Source organism: Virgibacillus dokdonensis (assembly GCF_900166595.1).
Taxonomy (GTDB): domain Bacteria; phylum Bacillota; class Bacilli; order Bacillales; family Amphibacillaceae; genus Virgibacillus; species Virgibacillus dokdonensis.
Genome location: NZ_LT745763.1, coordinates 3745996 through 3766887 on the forward strand (window position 1 = coordinate 3745996; position 20892 = coordinate 3766887).

Below are 20892 nucleotides of genomic sequence, written 5' to 3' on the forward strand. Positions count from 1 at the left end.
AGACGAGACTAGGCTAGCAAAACGAAAAATGCATATAAAAACATAATTAAAACGAAGACTTTTCGCCATAGAGGGCTGGCGATAAAGTCTTCGTTTTTCTATACGGACAGAGCTTTCTTTTCTTTTAAAAAGCGATGGTTGTTTATAACCGAAACCTTAACATGCTATATTTCCAATAAGGTAACGTTGAAAACTACATTTTCTCTGGCGCCGTTACACCTAACACGCGTAAACCATTCGCCAATGTAATTTTGACAGCTTGCATGAAAGCAATACGCGCTTTCGTTCTTTCGAGATGATCCATATCTAATACTTTTTCCGCATTATAAAAACTGTGTAGCAAGGACGCCAAGTCAAACACATACTGAGTTACTTTATGTGGTGTCTGCATTTGAGCTGCATCAGCGATAACTTGCGGAAAGGCAGCTAATTTTTTTAACAAATCGGTTTCTTTTTCAGCGGTTAAAAGCGAAACATCGGCATCACTATCAACAGGGAGTCCTTTCGCTTCTGCTTGCTTTAACATCGTACAAATTCTTGCATGTGCATATTGCACATAAAAAACAGGGTTATCATTCGATTCAGATCGGGCAAGATCCATATCAAAATCAAGCTGTGAATCATTGGAACGCATTACAAAATAATAGCGAACCGCATCTACCCCGACTTCTTCTATAAGCTCTCTTAATGCTACAGCTTGACCAGTACGTTTGCTCATCCGCACCTTTTCGCCATCCGCAAATAAATTTACCATTTGCACGATTTTTACGGAAAACTTTTCAGCGGGATAGCCTAACGCTTGAATCGCAGCACGCATCCGCGGGATATAACCATGATGATCGGCGCCCCAAACGTTAATAATTTGATCAAACCCACGATCCAATTTATTCTTATGATACGCAATATCCGGGGTTAAATAAGTATAAGTACCATCTTGTTTAATTAAAACGCGATCTTTATCATCGCCAAATTCCGTACTACGGAACCATGTAGCACCATCTTTTTCGTACGTGTAGGTGGCTATTTTTTCTAGTGTCTTTCCAATTTTATTTTCCTTATAAAGGGAGCGCTCAGAAAACCACGAGTCAAAATGAACTTTGAATGCTTGTAAATCTTCTTTAATTTTACCCAGTTCATAACTTAACCCATATTCTTTAAAGAAAGCTAAACGTTCTTCCCTATCTTTTTGTACCCACTGTTCTCCATATTCTTCCCTTAATTGTTTACCAATTTCCGTAATATCTTCACCAAAATAGCCGTCTTCAGGCATGGGTACGTCTTGACCTAATGCCTGCAAATAGCGCGCTTCTATAGACAAGGCTAAATTATCGATTTGATTCCCAGCATCATTAATATAGTATTCTCGTTCAACCCGATAACCAGCAGCATCGAATACGTTACATAAGACATCTCCGAAAGCCGCGCCTCTTGCATGACCTAAATGCAAATCACCCGTTGGATTCACAGAGACAAACTCCACTTGTACACGCTCATTATTACCAGCTCGTGATCTTCCATAGGCTTCTCCCTCTTGTAAAATATTTGGAACAATCGAGCCTAGAAAATCCTCTTTCATAAAAAAGTTAATAAAGCCTGGCCCTGCAATTTCTACCTTTTCAACAGATGCCTTCACTCTATCAAACACGTTTACTAATTCTTCCGCAATTTGACGTGGCGCTTTTTTTGCAACACGTGCTAGTTGCATAGCAATATTTGTCGCAAAATCCCCATGCCTTTTATCTTTTGGTTTTTCAAGCACCATTTCCGGTATTTCTTCTTCACTTGCAAGACCCGCTCGCAAGACGGCATCCCTAATTTGTTGTTTCAATGTCTCTTCTGTTTGCTCTAATACATTCATGCCATGTCCTCCTCTTTTATAACTAAGTCGAGCGTTTGCTGTCTCGCATCTTGTCCATTTAGTTTGAGATCATAAACAATTTGCAGGTTGCCATTCTTTGTTGACGATAACGGTTCATAGACAATAGCTGTCGTATAAGTTTCCATATGTATATTACCATAAGGATGCTTTAGTACATTCTCTGTCGTTTGATTCATATGGAATTGCTGATTCATGGTAACATTACCCGAACGCTTCAAGTTTACCTTTTCACGTTGAATTGTAATCATGTTTTTTACAACAGACGCATCCTCTAATACTTCTTCAAACGTCAGCACGTCTATATTTCCTTTTTGATAAAGCGTACCAGTCTGTTTGCTTTCGTGAAATTCTTTTTGTCCATTGTCATTAATCGTCGTATAAAGTTCAATCCATACAGCTGTTTGTTGCTTATTATTCGACATACCTGACTCCTCCATTCATTTCGTTCCAGATGGAGATTTACTTTATAAATCATAATAGAATAGTGTATTCTTGTGTATTCTATTATAACAAAGATTATTTATCAAGCGGTGAAAGAAGGAATAGAAGACATGACAATCTTATGAAATAACAACTATTTAAACAAGAAGTGTGAATCTCTATATAACTTAATTAGCTAGTTGTATAACTTCTCTTACAAAGAATGTCATGCTTGCTCATACTTTGAAAACGTTTGCTGCGCTCCCCATGTTACAATATAAGCAAACACACTCCCACCAAAGAAAAATAGTAAAGCTGGAATGGTTAGGTAGATAAAATAAAACAAACCGCTAGTAACCCCCATTAAGAATACAGTTAAGAGTGGATGGCCTATGCCAATAACAAAAGCCCACTTTATATATTCCAACGATCTCAACTTAAAATGTGCAAAAATCGGAAAAATATAAAGGAGTATAATCATATACACTAAAAACAGACCGATAACTCCAAAACTAGCAATAAGATAGGCAATATGCCCTTGAGAACGAAGGATTTGAAACTCGATCGTCATCAAATAGCCAATTCCTAAAATAACGTATCCTAATACATTTATTTTGCTAAACTCTTTTCGATATGACCTCCAAAAGGTTGAAAATATTGGTATATCTGTTTCCTTATTCATCCACTTTCTAACAACCGAAAACATAGCAGCAGTAGCAGGTAAAATTCCGAATACAAGTAATCCAGCAACTGAAAATATGATCCATAAAAAATTTAAATAGGCGAACCTAGTAACCCACACCGAGAAATGATAATAGCCTGCTATAAACCCACTCATTGTAGTCCTCCCCTTTCGTTCAAATAATTTTATTCTTTAATTGATCCAATTAAAACCCCTTGCACAAAATATCTTTGAATAAAAGGATACACAAGTAATAAAGGAAGGGAGGAAACGATAATTACGGCATACTTAATTAAGCCTGCTGTTTTCACTTGATCTACGAGAGATTCTGCCCCTCCACCTGCTGTAGGATCGGTTAACTGCATCTGATTTACAACCAAAATTTCTCTTAAAATTAACTGCAATGGAAATTTATCTCTATCAGATAAATAAATTAAGGCGTTAAAATACTGATTCCATAAACCTACTGCATGAAATAAAGCCATAACTGCAATAATAGGAAGAGAAAGAGGTAAAACCACCCTTATAAAAATATAAAAATCAGAAGCACCGTCAATTTTTGAAGCTTCAACCAACTGATCAGGAATGCTTTGTTGAAAAAAAGTACGTGCTACTAATATCGACCAAGCACCTACAACGTTTGGAATAACAATTGCCCACATGGTATCTAGCATACCTAAAGATTTCACTATAAGATAAGTCGGAATAAGACCACCATTAAATAGCATTGTAAACAGAAAAAACCATAATATAGCTTTTTTTGCCATCAGTTCTTTCCTCGATAAAGCATAGGCACATGGCAAAAGAACAAACAAATGAATGGCTGTACCTACTAATGTATATAAAATCGTGTTCCCATATCCTCTCCAAATCGACGCTTCAGCAAAAACTCGCTGATAACCTTCAAACGTAATGTCTACAGGCCACAACCACATCTCACCAGAGCTTACTGCAGTAGGATCACTAATAGAAGCACTTAAAACAAAAACTAGCTGATATACGATTAATACCAATATAATAAGTAAAAATAGTGTATTTAATATATCGAATGACTTGTCTGATAGGGTAACTCTTTTCATTCCTATACCTCCTCGTATAGTATGTTTAGGCATCACTTTTTCGTCTGCTCAATCTTGACTCATTCATACAAATTGTATCTGCTAGCGCCTCGTTACTCTCCACTGCAGGCGGACGCTTTCATCAGGGCTGCTTGTGAGCCTCCTCCCTCACAAAAACCGTTCGCCGTGGGGTATCAAGTCTCATGCTATTGCCGTCGGAGTCGTCGCCTTACGTTCCAAGTAACTTGGTATAATTAATTATTTTTCACTTGACATATTACCGCAGGTCTTACCATAAACTAGAATCTGTTGTTTTTCTTGCTAAATAATTAAATATCACGAGTAATGTAATATTTATAGCTGAATCAAATAACCCAATGGCTGCCGCAAAACTATACTGTCCCTCTAATAATCCCGTTTGATAAACAAACGTTTGAATGACATCGGAAGTGGACATATTCAGATTGTTTTGCATTAATAAAACTTTTTCAAAACCTACCGTCATGAAAGATCCAATATTTAATATAAATAAAACAACAATGGTTGGTAGAATGCTCGGAATGTTAATATGCATTATTCGTTGCAAACGTGTTGCACCGTCTACTTTTGCAGCTTCATGTAATTCTGGGCTAACAGCGGAAAGCGCAGCTAAATATATAATCGAACTCCACCCCAACGTTTGCCAAACTCCTGACCAAGTAAAGACATGTCGAAACCAATCCGGGCTTGTTAAAAACGGGATGGACTCGCCACCTAAAGCAACAATGATTCTATTCACCAACCCAATAGTTGGATCTAAGAAGATAACAATCATTCCTACGACGACAACAACAGAGATAAAATGAGGTGCATAGGTTAAGGTTTGCGCCCATTTTTTAAAAGCGCCTGGTCTTAGCTCATTTAATGAAAGTGCCAATATAATAGGTAAAGGAAATAAAATTAATTGATAAGCACTTAATAACAATGTGTTTTTCAGCAGTCTCCAGAAATAATAGGAATCAAAGAATCGAGTAAAATGATCAAATCCTGTCCATGGGCTCCCCCAAATTCCTTCTGTAGCAATAAAGTTTTTAAATGCAATTTGCACACCATACATTGGCACATAGTGTAAAGTAATAAAATAAGCAAGCGCTGGGACCAAAAATACATACAATTGCCAGTTCCTCAACAATTTTTTCTTTATGGTATAAGTTCTAGATTGATTAGGAAGAGAAGCTTCTGATTTGGTTGCTCTCATTTTTAAACCTCCTCACAAAGTATTTAGGCGTTACTAATCCGCCATTTTTTTCCTACTCGAAATTGTATCTGTGCGTTAACCTATCGCTTTTCACTACAGGCGGACGCTGTTTGAGCTCCTTCCTGGCAAAAAGCGCTTATTGTGTTGTCGGGATACGGATGCTTTTTTTTACAGGAGTCGCACCTTTCGTTCTAAGCGAACGATTGCTTTACTACGTCAGATGTAATTACGGTGCAGCAGTGCTCTAATAAGTATGTAAAAAGCTTCCTCTACATTTCGTTTCATAAACACGTTTCACACTTCACACCGATGAAGAGAAAGCTATTATATCCCCTTACTTTTTCTTTTTAAAGGTTATTCAAAAAATTTATACTAGACAAGGATGACGTTGACTAACTATAATACATCACGCCAAACCGTTTAAGTATTTAAATAATTTAAGGGTTAATTTTCTTTATAACGGTCATAAGCCTGCTTCTGTATTTCCATATACTTATCTACGTTCATATTTTCTACCGTTTCCACATAACTTTCCCATTCTGAAAAATCTTTTTCACCCGTAATAAATGCGGCTTGCATTTCATTAACATATTTTTCCAAGTCTGTTCGCAGAATGGATAATTCCTCGTTCTCTTCAGCAGTATAAGTGAAGCTTGGCCATATTTCTTCTATTAGATGGGGCTCTAAATTTTTAGCAGCTTCTTTATCTGATAGTGCATTTTCAGATCCTGTAAAATAATCATCCGTCACCATAACTGGATGATTACCACCAGGATTGATAATATATTGCGCTAAAGCTTGTGTTAACGTTAACCCATCAGGATTATTGGTTATTTCTTCCACTAATTGCGGGCCACCATCCGTTTCTTCATAAGTGACGCCTTCCATTCCCATAAAAAACATTTTTGCTCCTTCATCACTCCAAAAATAATCAAGCCACTTCAGTGTTGCTTCTGGATTCTCATTCTCACTTGTAATAATAAAATTACCTAAGGAGCGTAATGGAGAAGTTATTCCTGTATACATTTTATCCCTGTTCGGACCTTCAAGTGCATTTCCTGGTATGAACTGACCGCCAACGTCATCACCATATAATTCAATAGGATTAAAGAACTGTACAGCACCGTATAAGTTATCTGCAGCATTTCCTAAATGCTGATCTACTTCAAGTGTATAAATATTCTGCTCAATCAACTCTTCTTCAAATAACCGATTTAAATAGACGAGCATTTCTTTATAAGACGCAGATACAGGGAAAAAACGAATATTTCCCGTTGCTGGATTTTCATCAATAAGCGTATGCAATTGACCTTTGTTTTGAACACCAAATGCGCCGGAAATCCAATGTATAATACGCGACATTTCTGCTACGCTACTAAGTGGAATTTCATCATTTTTTCCATTTTCATTCAGATCTGTTTCTTTTACAGCCTTTAAATACGCATATAATTCTTCTGTTGTTTCTGGGTTTTCCATTCCTAATTGCTCTAACCAATCTCCATTAATCCAACTTTTTGCACCGATTAACAATGATAAGAAATCTGGAGAATATACCGTTGGGACAGAATAAATATTACCATCTGGGAATGTAAGACCTTTTCTAATGTCAGGATTTTCATCAAGCACCTTTGAAATATTTGGAGCATACTCTTCCATTAAATCATTTAGCGGAATAAAAGTTCCTTGCGCTCCGTATGTTTGAATATCTGAAATGGAAACATTTGCAGCATAGAATGCATCTGGCAAATCTCCACTCGCTAAGGCAAGATTCCTCTTCTCATCAAGCCCATCAGCAGGTACTTGATTCCAAGTAATATTCACATTCGTCATTGCTTCATATTCATTCAACAATAAGACATCATTCCAATCATCTGCAGTAGTAGCAGCCTTCCCAGCAAAAATATCTAATTCAATTGGCTCTTTGACAATTGGCAGTTCTTCTTCCGTTAAATTTTCTACCGCTTCTTTGCTACCACCAATTTCTTCCTCTTTATCCTTACTACAAGCGGATACAGAAAAAGTAAACAATAACGCGCCAACAATAACCATTAAAACTCTTTTAACCATTAATAATTCCCCCCTGAACTCACATATTTTATTGCAAGATGAATGTTCACTCCTCTATTTTCCAAGATACCTATCTAATGCCTTTTGCTGTATCTCCATATATTCATCGAGACCCATCTCTTTCATCGTTTGGACATAATTATCCCATTCAGCAAAACTTGTCTCTCCGGTTACAAATTGAGCCTCCATTTCGCCTACGTACTTACTTAAATCTGTTGCTAATGCATCTAGTCGACTCTGTTCATCATCTTCATAGAAAAACATGGGCCAAGGTTCATCTATTAAATAAGGCTCATTTTGTTCCGCATTTTCAATATCTTCTGGTCTAAACTCTGGTGCAGTAGAATATCGAGGATCATCTAGTACAGGGTGCCCGCCACCTGGATTGATAATATAATTTGCCAGCGCTTCTTGAATAGTCAAACCATTAGGGTTATTTGTAATTTCTTCTAAAAGCTTTGGACCTTCTGCCGTCTCTTCATAAGTCTCTCCTTCGAGCCCCATAAAAAACATTTTCTTACCTTGCTCACTCCAGAAGTAATCCAACCAACGTAATGTTGCCTCTGGATTTTCATTTACATTTGTTATGGAGAAATGTCCTAAACTATTTACAGGAGATAACACTGCAGTAAACATTTTGTCTCCATTTGGACCCTCAAGCGCATTGCCTGGAATATACCTACCACCAACCTCTTCCCCAAAATAATCAATAGGGTTAAAGAAATTCATGGCTGCATATCTTCCTTCCATACCGTTTGCAAGAAATTGGTCTACTTCTATGGAATAAATATTTTGTTCAATGAGGCCTTCTGTATATAGTTTGTTCATATATTCAAGCATTTGTTTATATTCCTCAGCAATTCGGTAAAATCGTATTTCTCCTGTTTCAGGATCTTCATCAATCAAGCGATGCATAATTCCTTTATTAGATACGCCAAACGCGCCAGATATTAAGTGATAAAGGCGATCCATCGACACACTACTAAACGGGATAACTTCTTTTCTTTCTACAGATAAATCCTTGGCGGCTTTTAAATACGTATAAAATTCTTCCGTGGTTTCGGGGTTATCCATGCCCACTTCTTCCAAAATGTCTTTATTGATCCACGGTTTATCATCCATTAGTGAAGTAGGAGAGTTTGGATCTCTCAGTCTAGGGATAGCGTAAATGTTCCCATCAGGAAAAGTAATCCCTTGCTTTATTTCTGGATACGTTTCCAAATATTTCTTAATATTCGGAGCATATTCATCAATGAAGTCATTTAAAGGAATGAGTACTCCTTGCTTTCCATATTTATAAACATCCGCATTGGGGAGATATGTACCGTAAAATAAATCTGGCAAATCTCCACTCGCTAATGTTAAGTTTCTTTTTTCAGCTAAGCCGTCAATGGCTACTTGTTCCCACTGCATATCTATATTGGTCATTTTTTCATATTCATTTAGCAGGGGAACATCATTCCAATCTTCTGCAGTAGTTGCAGCTTGACCTGAAAAGACTTCAATAGTAATCTCTTCTTCTACTATTGGCATACCTTCTTCACTTAAATTGGCTATTGCTTCTTCTCTTTTCTTGCCATTTGCTTCCTTATTATCTTCACTACAAGCAGATAAAAACATGACAATAACTATGACAAACAGACAACAAAGCTTCCACTTCACTATCCTTCCCCCTTTAAAACTTTAAATGTAGCATTTTGATAACTCATACACCACTTTTAATAGTTTAGGCTTCTTTCTTACAATACTTACAAAGTGATGAAGTTAATTTGCTCTAATAATCCCCATTCCTTTATACCGACATAAGACCACCTCCTCAGATCATTTCTATGGAAGCCAACTAGGGTTACAAATGAAGCAAAAACTTTATACATCGAGATGAGCAGCTATTGACTGCATAGATAATTGTTGGCTTTTTCTTGTATCAGACTTCCGTTTGGTAACGATTTCTTTAATTTTTAAAATATAAAAAATAAACTTAATTTTTTGTATTTTTATAATATACAACATATATTACCATATTCAAGTTGAAAATAGAACTAAATTTTATGTCTTCTTTTATATTTGTGAACTTTAATTTTAAAAACTTGCCTCTCCTTTTTATTATGAACGTTGTCAGCAACCTCTTAACATGTCATGAATAAATGAATGAAAGAAAATCATTTCTAAAATGGTTTCTTTTTGAACAAACGAGGAAATATATAACGAGAGGCAATTTTTATGTTATATTGCTGCCTATAACTAAACTAGGAACACACCCTACAGAGGAGGAACAATCATGGAAATGACACCAGGAAATAAAATTGTTTTAGTAGGAACTGGAGCTGTAGGAACTAGTTATGCTTATGCGTTAATGAATCAAGGCTTAAGCAATGAACTTGTTCTAGTGGATATAAATGAGGACAAAGCACAAGGCGAAGTTATGGACTTAAGTCATGGCATCGTATATGCCCCTAGTGCTATGAATATTACTCAAGGAACTTATGCCGATTGCAAAGATGCAGCCATCGTAGTAATTTGTGCTGGTATAGCGCAAAAAGAAGGAGAAACGAGATTAGACCTTGTTAATAAAAATGTAGCGATCTTCAAATCTATGGTCGAATCCATTATGGATGCAGGATTTAATGGTATTTTTATTGTAGCAACAAACCCTGTTGATATTCTTTCCTATGCAACATGGAAATTTTCGCAGTTGCCAAAAGAACGAGTAATTGGCTCTGGTACGGTATTGGATTCCGCTAGATTCCGTTTCCTTTTAGGACAAAAATTTGCTACCGCACCAGCTAGCGTGCATGGATATATTATTGGAGAGCATGGTGACTCACAACTTCCAGTATGGAGCACCGCTAACATTTCTGGCACATCCATCGCTGAAAAAATATCGGCCGAAGAAAAAACGCAAATTGCTGAGCAGGTGCGTAATGCTGCCTATGAGATTATTTCCATGAAAGGGGCAACCTACTATGCTATTGGCATGGGGTTAGCCAGAATAACAAAAGCGATCTTAAATAACGAGCATATTATTCTGCCGGTTGGAACGCTATTAACTGGCGAACACGGTCATGAAGATGTCTATGTCGGCGTCCCCTCCATTATTCACCGTGCTGGTGTAAAAGGAGTAGCAGACTTCCCTTTGGATGAAACAGAGCAAAGAAAATTTGCTAGCTCGATTGCCATTTTAAAAGATATTCAAAACCAAGCTTTATTATAAGCTCTAGCATTTAGGACTTTGCATGGAAGATTCATGTTAAGATGTTTATTTCTCCATTTGTTTTCCCATAATGATAATAACGGAATTTATTTGAAGAGGGAAAACATATATGAGAAGCAAACAAAAACACAGCGCAGTTCGCAAACGATTCTTTAAAATAACCGGCATTTTGGTAGGAATATGTTTATCCTTTGTGATCTTCGTTTACATCGCCAGCTACCTTTTAGGCCCCCCACCAATATCAATGAACCAACAAACAACGTTATACACCAAGTCTGGGGAGCCTTTTGCTAAAGTCGGTGAGCATCAAACAGAAGATTGGATCTCGCTAGAACATATTGCTGATGAAGCAATTCAAGCTACACTGGCTGTTGAAGATCGCAATTTCTACAACCACCATGGATTTGATGTAAAACGAATTTTAGGAGCCATTGTTGAAAATATAAAAACATTGTCGCTTAAAGAAGGTGCAAGTACTTTAACACAGCAATATGCAAGAAATCTGTATTTAAGCCATGAAAAAACATGGGGCAGAAAAATTAAAGAGGCATTTTATACAATAAGATTGGAAATGTTCTACTCCAAATCGGAACTACTAGAAGGCTACTTAAACACCATCTATTATGGGCATGGCGCTTACGGAATTGAAGCTGCAAGTAAACAGTTCTTCCAAAAATCTGCTAGTGAGCTTTCGCTAGCAGAATCTGCCATGCTTGCGGGTATACCAAAGGGTCCAACATATTATTCACCTTTGAATGACCCAACAAAAGCAGAGCAACGCCAGCAACATATATTGAAAATCATGGAAAATCAAGCGATGATTTCAAGTCGAGCCTACGAAGAAGCCAAAAACGAAGCGTTACAGTACCATAATGAAGCTAAACGGAATAACAAAGAGCAAATAGGTCCCTATTTCCAGCATGCCGCTATCAAAGAAGCAGCAGCCGTTTTGGAGTTAGATGCTGAGGAAGTTCGTGGTGGTGGGTATCAAATTTACACCACGATGCAAGAAAAAGCGCAAACAGATTTAGAAGAACAGTTTCAACAAACAATGTCTAAGCAAAGTGACATACAAGGTAGTGGATTAGTAATGAATCCGAAAACGGGAGGCATCATTGCGATAGTAGGTGGACGCAGTTATGTGGACAGTCCGTTTAATCGCGCTACGCAAGCAAAGCGAATGCCAGGCTCTACCTTTAAACCTTTTCTATACTATGCAGCGTTAGAGCGGGGCTACAATGCTTCTACCATGTTAATGAGTCAACCTACTACATTTAAGTTAGAAAACGGAAATGTCTATAAACCGAGTAATTTCAATGGCTATTACGCAAATAAGCCGATTTCACTAGCACAAGCATTGGCGCTGTCCGATAATATTTATGCTGTAAAAACAAATATGTTTATAGGCCCTGAAACGTTAGTAAATACAGCCAAACAGTTTGGTTTTACAAGTGATTTGTCAGCTGTACCTTCCTTAGCGCTCGGTTCAGAAGTAGTGTCCATGAAAGAAATGGTTCGTGGATATAGCATGTTAGCAAATGGAGGAAAGAAAGTGGACGGGCATACTGTTTCTAAAATTGTTAACCGCTATGGAGATACAGTCTACACTAAATCTAATGATTCTAACGAACAAGTACTTGATCCGAAAAAGACGTTTATCCTTTCCCAATTAATGACAGGTATGTTTGATCGAGAACTGAATGGATATATGCAAGTAACAGGGTCTACCATTATCGACCAACTTGATCGAAAATACGCGGGAAAATCAGGCTCTACAGATTCTGACAGCTGGATGATTGGTTTTAGCCCTTCCGTAGTTGCAGGAATTTGGGTCGGCTACGATGACAACCGTACGATTGAAGTTGTTGAAGAAATGGCATATGCAAAGGATATATGGGCTAATTTCATGACATCTATACATCAAAATAAGCCCATTAAAAGCTTGCCCATCCCTTCAGGAATTGTCGGCATTCCTGTGGACCCCTCCACTGGTAAACGGGCAACGCCATATTGTTCTGCTAGTAAAGTCATGTTTTTCGAGAAAGGTAGTGAGCCAACAACCTACTGTAATGCACACTTACCAGAGGATGATAAAACTGATAAAGCACCTTTAGAAAAACAAGAAAAGTCATTTATTGAAAGGCTATTTGACTTGTTTGAGTAAAATGCAATAGCAAAAATTTAAGGTGATCAGAGATGGCTATAATTGATTAGAAAAACTTGGCTTGTCGCCAAGTTTAATGACGAAAGCTATGGTTTTCTTAGACTATAAACCCTTACATTTTTTACTTTCCTATAGTAAAAAAAGAGGTCAAACCCAGGTGCCGCACCCCAAAAGTTAGAGTGAAAATCTGACTTTTGGGGTGTTTTTATATGGCTAAATATAGTTATGAATTTAAATTGATGATTGTAAAAGAATATCTTGAAAATTCCTTGGGCTATGGATTGCTAGCGAAAAAACATGGTATTCCAAGCCAATCACCAATTGAGAGGTGGGTTCGTGCTTATAAAGAATTTGGTGAGGACGGGCTACGCAGGAAGCATTCTAAACAAGTTTATCCTGTTCAATTTAAGTTAGATGTATTAAACTTTATGAAAAGGACAGGCGCTTCTTATCAAGATACCGCGATTGTTTTTAAGATGAACAATCCCACATTAATTGCGAACTGGTACAGAATTTTCTGGAATGAAGGTATAGAGGGCCTGCAAGATAAATCGAAAGGACGGCCTCCTATGTCTAAAAATCATAAAGCTAAACCAGCGAAACAAGAAAAAGAGTTATCTCGTGAAGAACTGTTAGAACGCGAAAATGAACTTCTGCGCTTAGAGAATGCCTATTTAAAAAAGTTAAAAGCTTTTCAGGAGAATCCGAACGCCTTCCTCGAAAAGCACAAGCAGCGTTGGCGTTCGAACTCAAAGAAGAAGGATTCAAATTAAAAGATGTGTTAGAAATTGTGGGTATTCCAGAGGCGACTTATCATTACCATATGAAGCAATTACAGAAAGAAGATCCAGATAAAGAGTGGAAAGAAATCATCCTTGAGCTTTTTCAAAAGCACGAGGGTAAATACGGATATCGTCGTATTTATTTAGAGTTAAAAAGCCAAGGTTATGTAATAAATCATAAAAAAGTCCAGCGAATTATGAATGAAATGGGTTTAAGGTGCGTGAAATTCACACGTAAATCTCGCTATAAATCGTATAAAGGTAAGGTTGGAAAAGTGGCTAAAAATCGCTTGAACCGTAGATTTAATACATCCATTCGCCTTCAAAAACTAGTGACAGACGTGACTGAGTTTAAATGTACCGAAGATCAAAAACTGTATTTAAGTCCAATAATGGATTTATATAATGGTGAAATTATATCCTATGGTATTTCTAACAGTCCAACATTAGATTTCGTTATAGCACCGTTAAATCAAGCACTAAAAATTATTAAAAATGAAGCTGAATATCGAACAACGATTCATTCTGATCAAGGTTGGCACTATCAACATAACAAGTGGATGAAAACATTAAAGAAAAACAAAATCTTTCAAAGTATGTCTAGAAAAGCAACATGTGCGGATAATGCGGCAATGGAAAATTTTTTTGGCGTTCTAAAGCAAGAAATGTATTATGGGGAAAAAATAGTGTCTTATGAAGAGCTAAAGCGAAAAATTGAGGATTACATTGATTACTACAATAATGAACGTATAAAGTTAAAATTGGCTGGTTTAAGTCCAGTACAATACCGAACTCAAACCAGCCAAACAGCTGCATAATAAAAACTCTAACTTTGTGGGGTCACCACCCCAGTAAAAACTGGATTCGACCTCTTTTTTGTCCTAGTAATACATGAATAGCCCATGTAGACTATATTTTACAAACTTCCTTCCTAAAGTACAAGTCAAAATCATAATGTTCATAACAAAGTCACAAATTGTTCACATTCATATCTGAATATTACGTGTTGTAAACACAATCTATTTTAGAAAAACTTGGCTTGTCACTAAGTCTTATAGCAAAAGCCTTTGTTTTTCTTATACTATGAACCTAAAAATGTTATACTTTGTATAGTGCAAGAGAATGCACTAACTGGACAAATCTAAATGAAAAATAGCACCTACACCCCCTGATTCGTCCTACCTAACAATCTAGGAGATCCCACCTGTTGATTGAAGTATTACTTTATACAGACAAAGCTGTTTTTAATTCCTCTGTTGAGTTTTCCCACATATCTCGGTCAAAGTCTTCGAGAAAATCTTTTAACAACTGTTTCGATTTATCATCCATATGATCAACGACGATTTTACCTTTCAAAGATTGCTCCATATGTTTTACATGCTGTGGCATCGATTTGTAAGCTCGCTTATTAGGCCGATCCACAAGCAATTCGCTTCCTGCCACACCAGCAAAATATGTCCCTTTTTCATTCCGTTCGACATTTACCCAAACAATCCAATACAATTTGCCATTTGGAACTTCGCTTTTATCTGATAAATATTTCACACGCCGCTCAATATCACTTCTAGCGTGCATTGCCGCCATATCAACATAAGCTTTATTTTCATTCGGATCTACAATGACAGAAGACATATTTTCCAAGCTGATGGAACCATAACCATATCCACCATGGCCATCTGTCGAGTCGTCTTTAATAATTGTAAATTTATTTTTGTTTGAAGACTGATCGAAACTCATTCGAAAGACCCTCCTTCTTTTTCATTATTATTTTGATTGTATCATAGTGAGATTCTAACGTCTAAAGCATGATTTCCCACAAATAATTTAATGACGAATTGTATCAATAAAGGAAATCGCTTCTTGAATTTCCTCGTCTGTATATTTTTGTTTTGGCTTCACCGTATGCACTTTTGCAATTGACTTTTCTAAAGACAAGTCGTCAAAATATAGTATCGTTGCGACTAATTCCAAAAATCGGGAGCTTTTCTCCTTCATAGCATACACTTGCTGTGAAAAATCAGGCATATCTTTCTTGAACTGTTCTAAAAAAGCTTGTCCATCCTCTGTAATTGTATAATGGTATTGATGGTAATTGCTTCTATCTTCTTTTTCTTCTTTAATAAAACCTAAATTACATAGCTCTTCCACCCGTAACGTTAACTCCTCAGAATATGGCCCATAAAAATGAAAAGCAAATTTCTCCTCAAAGGGCATGTGACATTTTTGCAAAATAAAAATCATTTTTTGCAGCTTTTTCCTTCCCGTTACTTCGTTTGCTACTGCAAAAAACTGCATTAGTTTCGCATGATTAGTTAACATGTTTTTCCTCTCCCTGACCAATTAATATTTCTTTCATCCGCTTTTTCTTCCTTGGATCGGATACGTTTTCTAATAAATCATGTGGATAATACAATTTATGATCGGTTCGTTTCTTCCCGGAAATAGCTTCAACGATATCAGACTGCCGTGATAATTCACGCAGTTCACCATTTGGCATTAATAAGTGAATCGGTAAACGCTCCTCCTCTTCCCCAGGGCGGTAAAAATCATATGGTAAATCAGAGGAAGAATCAACGACCAAATAATAATCCGGATTAATATGTACATCCGTAAACAGCTTGTGTAGTTCCATCCATTCATTCATCTGTGAATTAGGATTAAATTCGACATACTTAAACAGCCTGCGATTCATAAACCGCTCGCAGAGATCACGAAGAATCGTATCTTCTTCTTCCTGCCATAGTTGAAAATAATACGTAACAATTCCCTCATCTAATTTTAAATAATCCTCTAGCTTTACATTTCCTTCAAAAAAAGATTTAAAGTGCGTTGGCTTCAATGTAAACGTATATGTAGAATCGTGATATAACACTTTCGCTCGTTGCAATATTTTACAAAGAATGACTTCTGCACTTCTCGTAACTGGATGGAAATATACTTGCCAGTACATTTGATAGCGACTCATAATATAATCTTCCACAGCATGCATTCCTGTTTCCTTAATCACCACTTGATCTTCCATTGGACGCATAACACGAAGAATTCGCTCCATATCAAAATGACCATAGCTTACACCTGTAAAATACGCATCCCGTTGCAAATAATCCATTCGATCAGCATCAATTTGGCTTGAAATTAAGCTGACCACTAATTGGTCTTGATATGTTTTAGCTATCACGTCAGCAACTTTTTGGGCAAACCCCTTTTCTGCTCGTTCTAAAATGGCATTCACTTTGGTGTTACCTAAAATAATTTGCTGTGTATAATGTTCATGATCCAGCTTAAATACCTTCTCAAAAGAATGGGAGAACGGTCCGTGCCCTAGATCATGTAATAACGCTGCACATAAACAAAGAAGACGCTCCTCTTTATTCCAATGTGGACGTCCTTCAAAATTTGTTAGTATTCTTCGTACGATTTCATATACCCCAAGCGAGTGATTAAATCGGCTATGCTCCGCTCCGTGAAATGTTAAATATGTAGTGCCTAACTGTTTAATTCTTCGCAGTCTCTGAAACTCAGGTGTCGCAATCAAATCCCAAATTACCCGATCTCTCACATGGACATATCGGTGCACTGGATCTTTGAACACCTTTTCTTCATGAAGTTGTTCGTTTTTATATGGCATGCTTTTTCATCCGTTTCTTTTCGACGATTTCTTTTTATTATATAATAGAAATGCTGAAGAAAAAAGAGGAAAGATAAACTAAGGAGCGAACAAAGGCTCGGGGCGCCCGTCTAGCAACGCAGCGAGTGGAACGAATCAACTAAAGTTTTAGGAATCATGCTCCTGCAACAGGAGTATGCCGGCGCCCTCCGGCAAGCCCGTCTTTAGTCGGCCTTCCTATTTAGCACGAACCGATGATGACTTATCGTAGGGTGATTTCGTGAAGTCACCTAGTTGCTGGGCGCTTAAGCCGGACGTGGCTTACTATGTTATTTCTCTTATACCAAAGCATCTAATTTTTATACTTTCTTATCCTCGTAGAGAAACATCTCTGTTTAATAAAAACCACGCGTTGTCGCCTTTCTTGAGCACATGCTGGGTTTCGTATTCGATAAGAAAACGAAAGCTTTCCGAATATCAGGCGAACAGACGCCATCGTTCTGCTTATACGATAAACAAATGAACTTTTTTCTTGACGAGCTGTAAGGAAAATGAACAATGATAGATAGAAAGTCAGGAGTTGCTTATGAAAAACTGGGAAAATATGATGGCACATACAACCTTTCGTTATATGGACCATTCAACAACGAACATGTTTGATCAGGAACAATACACCGCTCTTCACTCCTTTGCCATTGATGATGCGCTTGCCCTATCCGTTAGTGAAAAATTATCTCCACCGACAATGAGGCTATGGGTGCATGAACAAACGATTGTACTTGGAATTCCTGATGCAAAACTTCCTTATATCCATGAAGGGGTAGAACAATTAAAACAAGCTGGTTACCATGTTGTCATACGTAATTCAGGTGGACTAGCAGTAGCTTTAGACAGTGGTGTGCTCAATATTTCGCTCATTTTTCCCGATGTTAAAAATGTATCTATTCAAGAAGGATATGAAGCGATGGTCAGCTTTGTCCAATACATGCTAAGTGATTTGACAAAGCGTATTGAAGCATACGAAATTATCCATTCTTATTGTCCGGGAGATTATGATTTAAGTATTAACGGGAGGAAATTTGCGGGAATTTCACAACGTCGGGTAAAAGATGGCGCAGCTGTGCAAATTTATTTAGATGTCGAAGGAGATAGTTTTAAACGAGCGAGTGTAATCAGAGATTTTTATACAGTTAGTAAACGAGGAGAATCGATGAAATTTAGCTATCCCACTGTAGATCCTAATGTGATGTGCTCTTTATCGGAATTATTGCAAACTCCGCTAACCGTAAATGACATGAAGCGTCGAGCAATGAATGCATTATTAAAAGTTAGCGAACATGTTGTTGAAACTAATTTCACACCGACAGAGTATGCACACTATCGCAAAAGATTAGTACAGATGAAGAAACGTAATACAGTAATTCCGGAATGAAAAGCATCTAATGCAAAGCAATAAGCAAACCAAGAAATCTTTCTAGGCGTAATATATGCCCATTCACATTCTAAACTAAAAGAAAACGTTCTTTAATAATAACTAAGAAAGATAAGATAAGATTGTACAAGTACTCTAGGCCCCTACTGATTCGGTGGGGTTGTCAGTTAAAGGAGCCGGATGCGTCCGGTTCTTTTTATTAAATAAGAAAATATATAATAAAGTGCTAGTGGATATGGAAATAGCCGCGTCCGACTCCATCGTCCTATGATAAGTCATCGCCGATTCACGGACCTGCCGCGACGTCGGCCATACCCTTGTTTTAGTGGCATGATTCCTTTATTTCCGTTATTGCTTTCCATCGCAATCTTGCTAAACCATACCCTACACTGTGTTCTTAGATTCCAAATTGATGAATTTCATCTCATTAGTATTAAAATTAAGATAGAGAGAAAATCAAGAGTAATCTTTTCCAACCAATTGTATATACTAAGGATATACAATTGGCTTAGGATGTGTTGGCATAAGACCTGCGCTTGTCTTATCACCTAAAACAATTTAATCAAGTAACAGGTTTTACGGTTCTGTGTCCAATCACAAAAATCGTCAGAGGCTTGGGGGTATGAAGTTGCCCTTCCTGACGGTTTAGCTATATCTGGAGTTATACTCACTGACCAAAGATTGGAACACTAGAAAGTTAAAAATAAAAGGACAAGCCCCAGAAGAAATAGTGGAAGATTGCTTAGCTAAAATACATACATTGTTAGGGCAATAAACATTTCCCCAATAGTCCCCCACTGCTTCAGCCAAGGGGGGCTAACCAACCTAGCGTTTGTCTAAGTTGCGCGGCTTAGTTAGGTATCTTTACGTAGTACAACAATCAAGGATAAAAATTCTCTTTACCATAAGAAGCAAACTACCCCATATAGCGAAACTCGTGAAAAAGTTCACTATATGGGGCATGGATGATGTATTTCGTAATATCAGCTTCTATAATGCTTGAGCTGCTGTAATTACCGCCAAGTTATAAACATCTTCTGCATTACACCCACGAGAAAGGTCGTTAACAGGTTTGTTCAACCCTTGTAATACTGGGCCTACCGCTTCAAATTCGCCTAAACGTTGCGCAATTTTATATCCGATATTACCTGCTTCTAAACTAGGAAAAACAAACACATTTGCATCTCCCTGTAATACAGCACCAGGCGCTTTTTTGGCAGCAACGCTCGGAACAAACGCAGCATCAAATTGAAATTCCCCATCAATTACTAATGATGGATTCTTTTCTTTGGCAATTTGTAATGCTTCCACTACACGTTCTGTTTCATCTGATTTTGCTGAACCTTTTGTTGAAAAGCTTAACATAGCAACACGCGGGTCAATACCAAATAGTTGCGCCGTATTTGCACTCTCCACTGCGATTTCTGCCAAATCTTGGCTGTCAGGTGCGATATTAATAGCACAATCGGCAAACAAATATTTTTCATTACCACGAACCATAACGAATGCGCCCGATGTCTTTTTCACACCTTCTTTCGTTTTAATAATTTGTAGAGCAGGTCTAACTGTATCAGCGGTTGAATGAACAGCGCCACTAACAAGACCATCCGCTTGATTCATATAGACAAGCATGGTACCAAAATAGTTTTCATCTAAAAGTATTTTTTCAGCGTCTTCCTTCGTTGCTTTTCCTTTACGACGTTCTACAAAAGTTTCGACCATTAAATCAAATTCGGCAAAATCTTTTGGATCAATTATTTTACATTGTGATACATCTACTCCTGCTTTTTGCGCCTGTTGCTTGATCCCTACTTTGTCACCAAGCAAAATCGGCATTAACACCTTTGTTGCAGCTAGCTGGCTAGCAGCTGTCAATATACGTTCATCTGTCCCCTCTGGGAAGACAATAGATTTAGATTGACTAGAAACTTTTTCTTGCATTTGTTTAAATAATTCACTCACTTTTGATAAACCTCCTATATGGTTATACTTAAATAGTAGATGATTTTTACGATAAATGAAAGTATTTCTCTTCTATGTCCCTTATGTTTTTTGACATTCTCATGACAATTAAACATATCTCTCTTTATTAGAAGTTATCTCATGCTTAGCATGCCCTATTTATGCTATAGTAGAGGCAGATTTGCCAATTTGCCATGTCTATTGCATATTAGAAAACCTTGGTGGCTTGTCGCCAAGTTTAAGTAGGAAAATTTGGTTTATTGCCAAGCCAAGTCTTTAGGCGAAATATATATGAAAAAACCGCCTGCAAGTCTCATAGTAGATGGTGGTTATCCAAATTTAAGTCATGGCGGTTTTTTTTACTTAAAATTATTGTATTAAAAAAAGGGGG

At 37.3% G+C, this 20892-nt stretch carries 15 protein-coding genes and 1 pseudogene; 5 read left to right on the forward strand and 11 right to left on the reverse strand.

Going from position 1 to position 20892, the window contains the following annotated elements; translation table 11 throughout:
* Positions 1-193 precede the first annotated feature (193 nt).
* The 7 genes from argS to B2C77_RS18940 form a co-directional block, all read right to left on the reverse strand.
* Positions 194-1858, reverse strand: coding sequence for an arginine--tRNA ligase (argS, locus tag B2C77_RS18910; protein WP_077706453.1), 1665 nt, complete (start codon positions 1856-1858; stop codon positions 194-196).
* Positions 1855-2301, reverse strand: coding sequence for a YwiB family protein (locus B2C77_RS18915; RefSeq protein WP_077706455.1), 447 nt, complete (start codon positions 2299-2301; stop codon positions 1855-1857). The genes argS and B2C77_RS18915 overlap by 4 nt, the downstream gene beginning before the upstream one ends.
* Positions 2302-2525: 224 nt before the next feature.
* Entirely contained in the window at positions 2526-3137 is a 612-nt protein-coding gene (locus B2C77_RS18920) for a YesL family protein (protein ID WP_077706456.1), read from the reverse strand.
* 29 nt (positions 3138-3166) lie between these two features.
* Positions 3167-4060 carry a carbohydrate ABC transporter permease gene (locus tag B2C77_RS18925; RefSeq protein ID WP_077706458.1) on the reverse strand — a complete coding sequence of 298 codons (894 nt, stop codon included), beginning with the start codon at positions 4058-4060 and terminating at the stop codon, positions 3167-3169.
* Positions 4061-4328: 268 nt separating this feature from the next.
* Positions 4329-5276, reverse strand: coding sequence for an ABC transporter permease (locus B2C77_RS18930; protein WP_077706459.1), 948 nt, complete (start codon positions 5274-5276; stop codon positions 4329-4331).
* Between the two features lie 444 nt (positions 5277-5720).
* On the reverse strand, positions 5721-7343 hold the full coding sequence (locus tag B2C77_RS18935; RefSeq protein WP_077706460.1) for an extracellular solute-binding protein: 1623 nt from the start codon (positions 7341-7343) through the stop codon (positions 5721-5723).
* 54 nt (positions 7344-7397) lie between these two features.
* The gene (locus tag B2C77_RS18940) at positions 7398-9005 is read right to left on the reverse strand and encodes an extracellular solute-binding protein (RefSeq protein ID WP_077706462.1); all 1608 of its coding nucleotides are present in this window, start codon (positions 9003-9005) and stop codon (positions 7398-7400) included.
* Positions 9006-9621: 616 nt separating this feature from the next.
* Between B2C77_RS18940 and B2C77_RS18945 the strand changes: the two genes are divergently transcribed.
* From B2C77_RS18945 to B2C77_RS18960, 4 genes and pseudogenes are all read left to right on the forward strand, one after another.
* Positions 9622-10554, forward strand: a complete 933-nt coding sequence (locus B2C77_RS18945) for an L-lactate dehydrogenase (protein WP_077706465.1) — start codon at positions 9622-9624, stop codon at positions 10552-10554.
* Positions 10555-10663: 109 nt separating this feature from the next.
* Complete coding sequence (locus B2C77_RS18950; RefSeq protein WP_077706466.1) at positions 10664-12718, forward strand: transglycosylase domain-containing protein; 2055 nt, start codon at positions 10664-10666, stop codon at positions 12716-12718.
* A gap of 209 nt (positions 12719-12927) precedes the next feature.
* Positions 12928-13491, forward strand: a complete 564-nt coding sequence (locus B2C77_RS18955) for a helix-turn-helix domain-containing protein (RefSeq protein ID WP_077701823.1) — start codon at positions 12928-12930, stop codon at positions 13489-13491.
* A pseudogene (locus tag B2C77_RS18960) lies at positions 13452-14318 on the forward strand (IS3 family transposase); the annotation flags it as partial. The gene B2C77_RS18955 and the pseudogene B2C77_RS18960, both read left to right, overlap by 40 nt.
* Before the next feature lie 406 nt (positions 14319-14724).
* On the opposite strand, the gene B2C77_RS18965 reads toward B2C77_RS18960, so the two are convergent.
* The 3 genes from B2C77_RS18965 to B2C77_RS18975 form a co-directional block, all read right to left on the reverse strand.
* The gene (locus B2C77_RS18965; protein WP_077706469.1) at positions 14725-15237 is read right to left on the reverse strand and encodes a YwhD family protein; all 513 of its coding nucleotides are present in this window, start codon (positions 15235-15237) and stop codon (positions 14725-14727) included.
* An 87-nt stretch (positions 15238-15324) separates the two neighbouring features.
* A complete protein-coding gene (locus B2C77_RS18970) occupies positions 15325-15819 on the reverse strand; it encodes a YwgA family protein (RefSeq protein ID WP_077706472.1) in 495 nt (164 codons plus the stop codon).
* Positions 15809-17128 carry an HD domain-containing protein gene (locus tag B2C77_RS18975; protein ID WP_077706475.1) on the reverse strand — a complete coding sequence of 440 codons (1320 nt, stop codon included), beginning with the start codon at positions 17126-17128 and terminating at the stop codon, positions 15809-15811. The genes B2C77_RS18970 and B2C77_RS18975 overlap by 11 nt, the downstream gene beginning before the upstream one ends.
* 565 nt (positions 17129-17693) lie before the next feature.
* Here B2C77_RS18975 and B2C77_RS18980 point away from each other — a divergent pair.
* Positions 17694-18539, forward strand: coding sequence for a lipoate--protein ligase family protein (locus B2C77_RS18980; RefSeq protein WP_077706476.1), 846 nt, complete (start codon positions 17694-17696; stop codon positions 18537-18539).
* Positions 18540-19529: 990 nt separating this feature from the next.
* Here the strand turns inward: B2C77_RS18980 and pta are convergent.
* Complete coding sequence (gene pta / locus B2C77_RS18985; protein WP_077706975.1) at positions 19530-20480, reverse strand: phosphate acetyltransferase; 951 nt, start codon at positions 20478-20480, stop codon at positions 19530-19532.
* Positions 20481-20892: the final 412 nt, after the last annotated feature.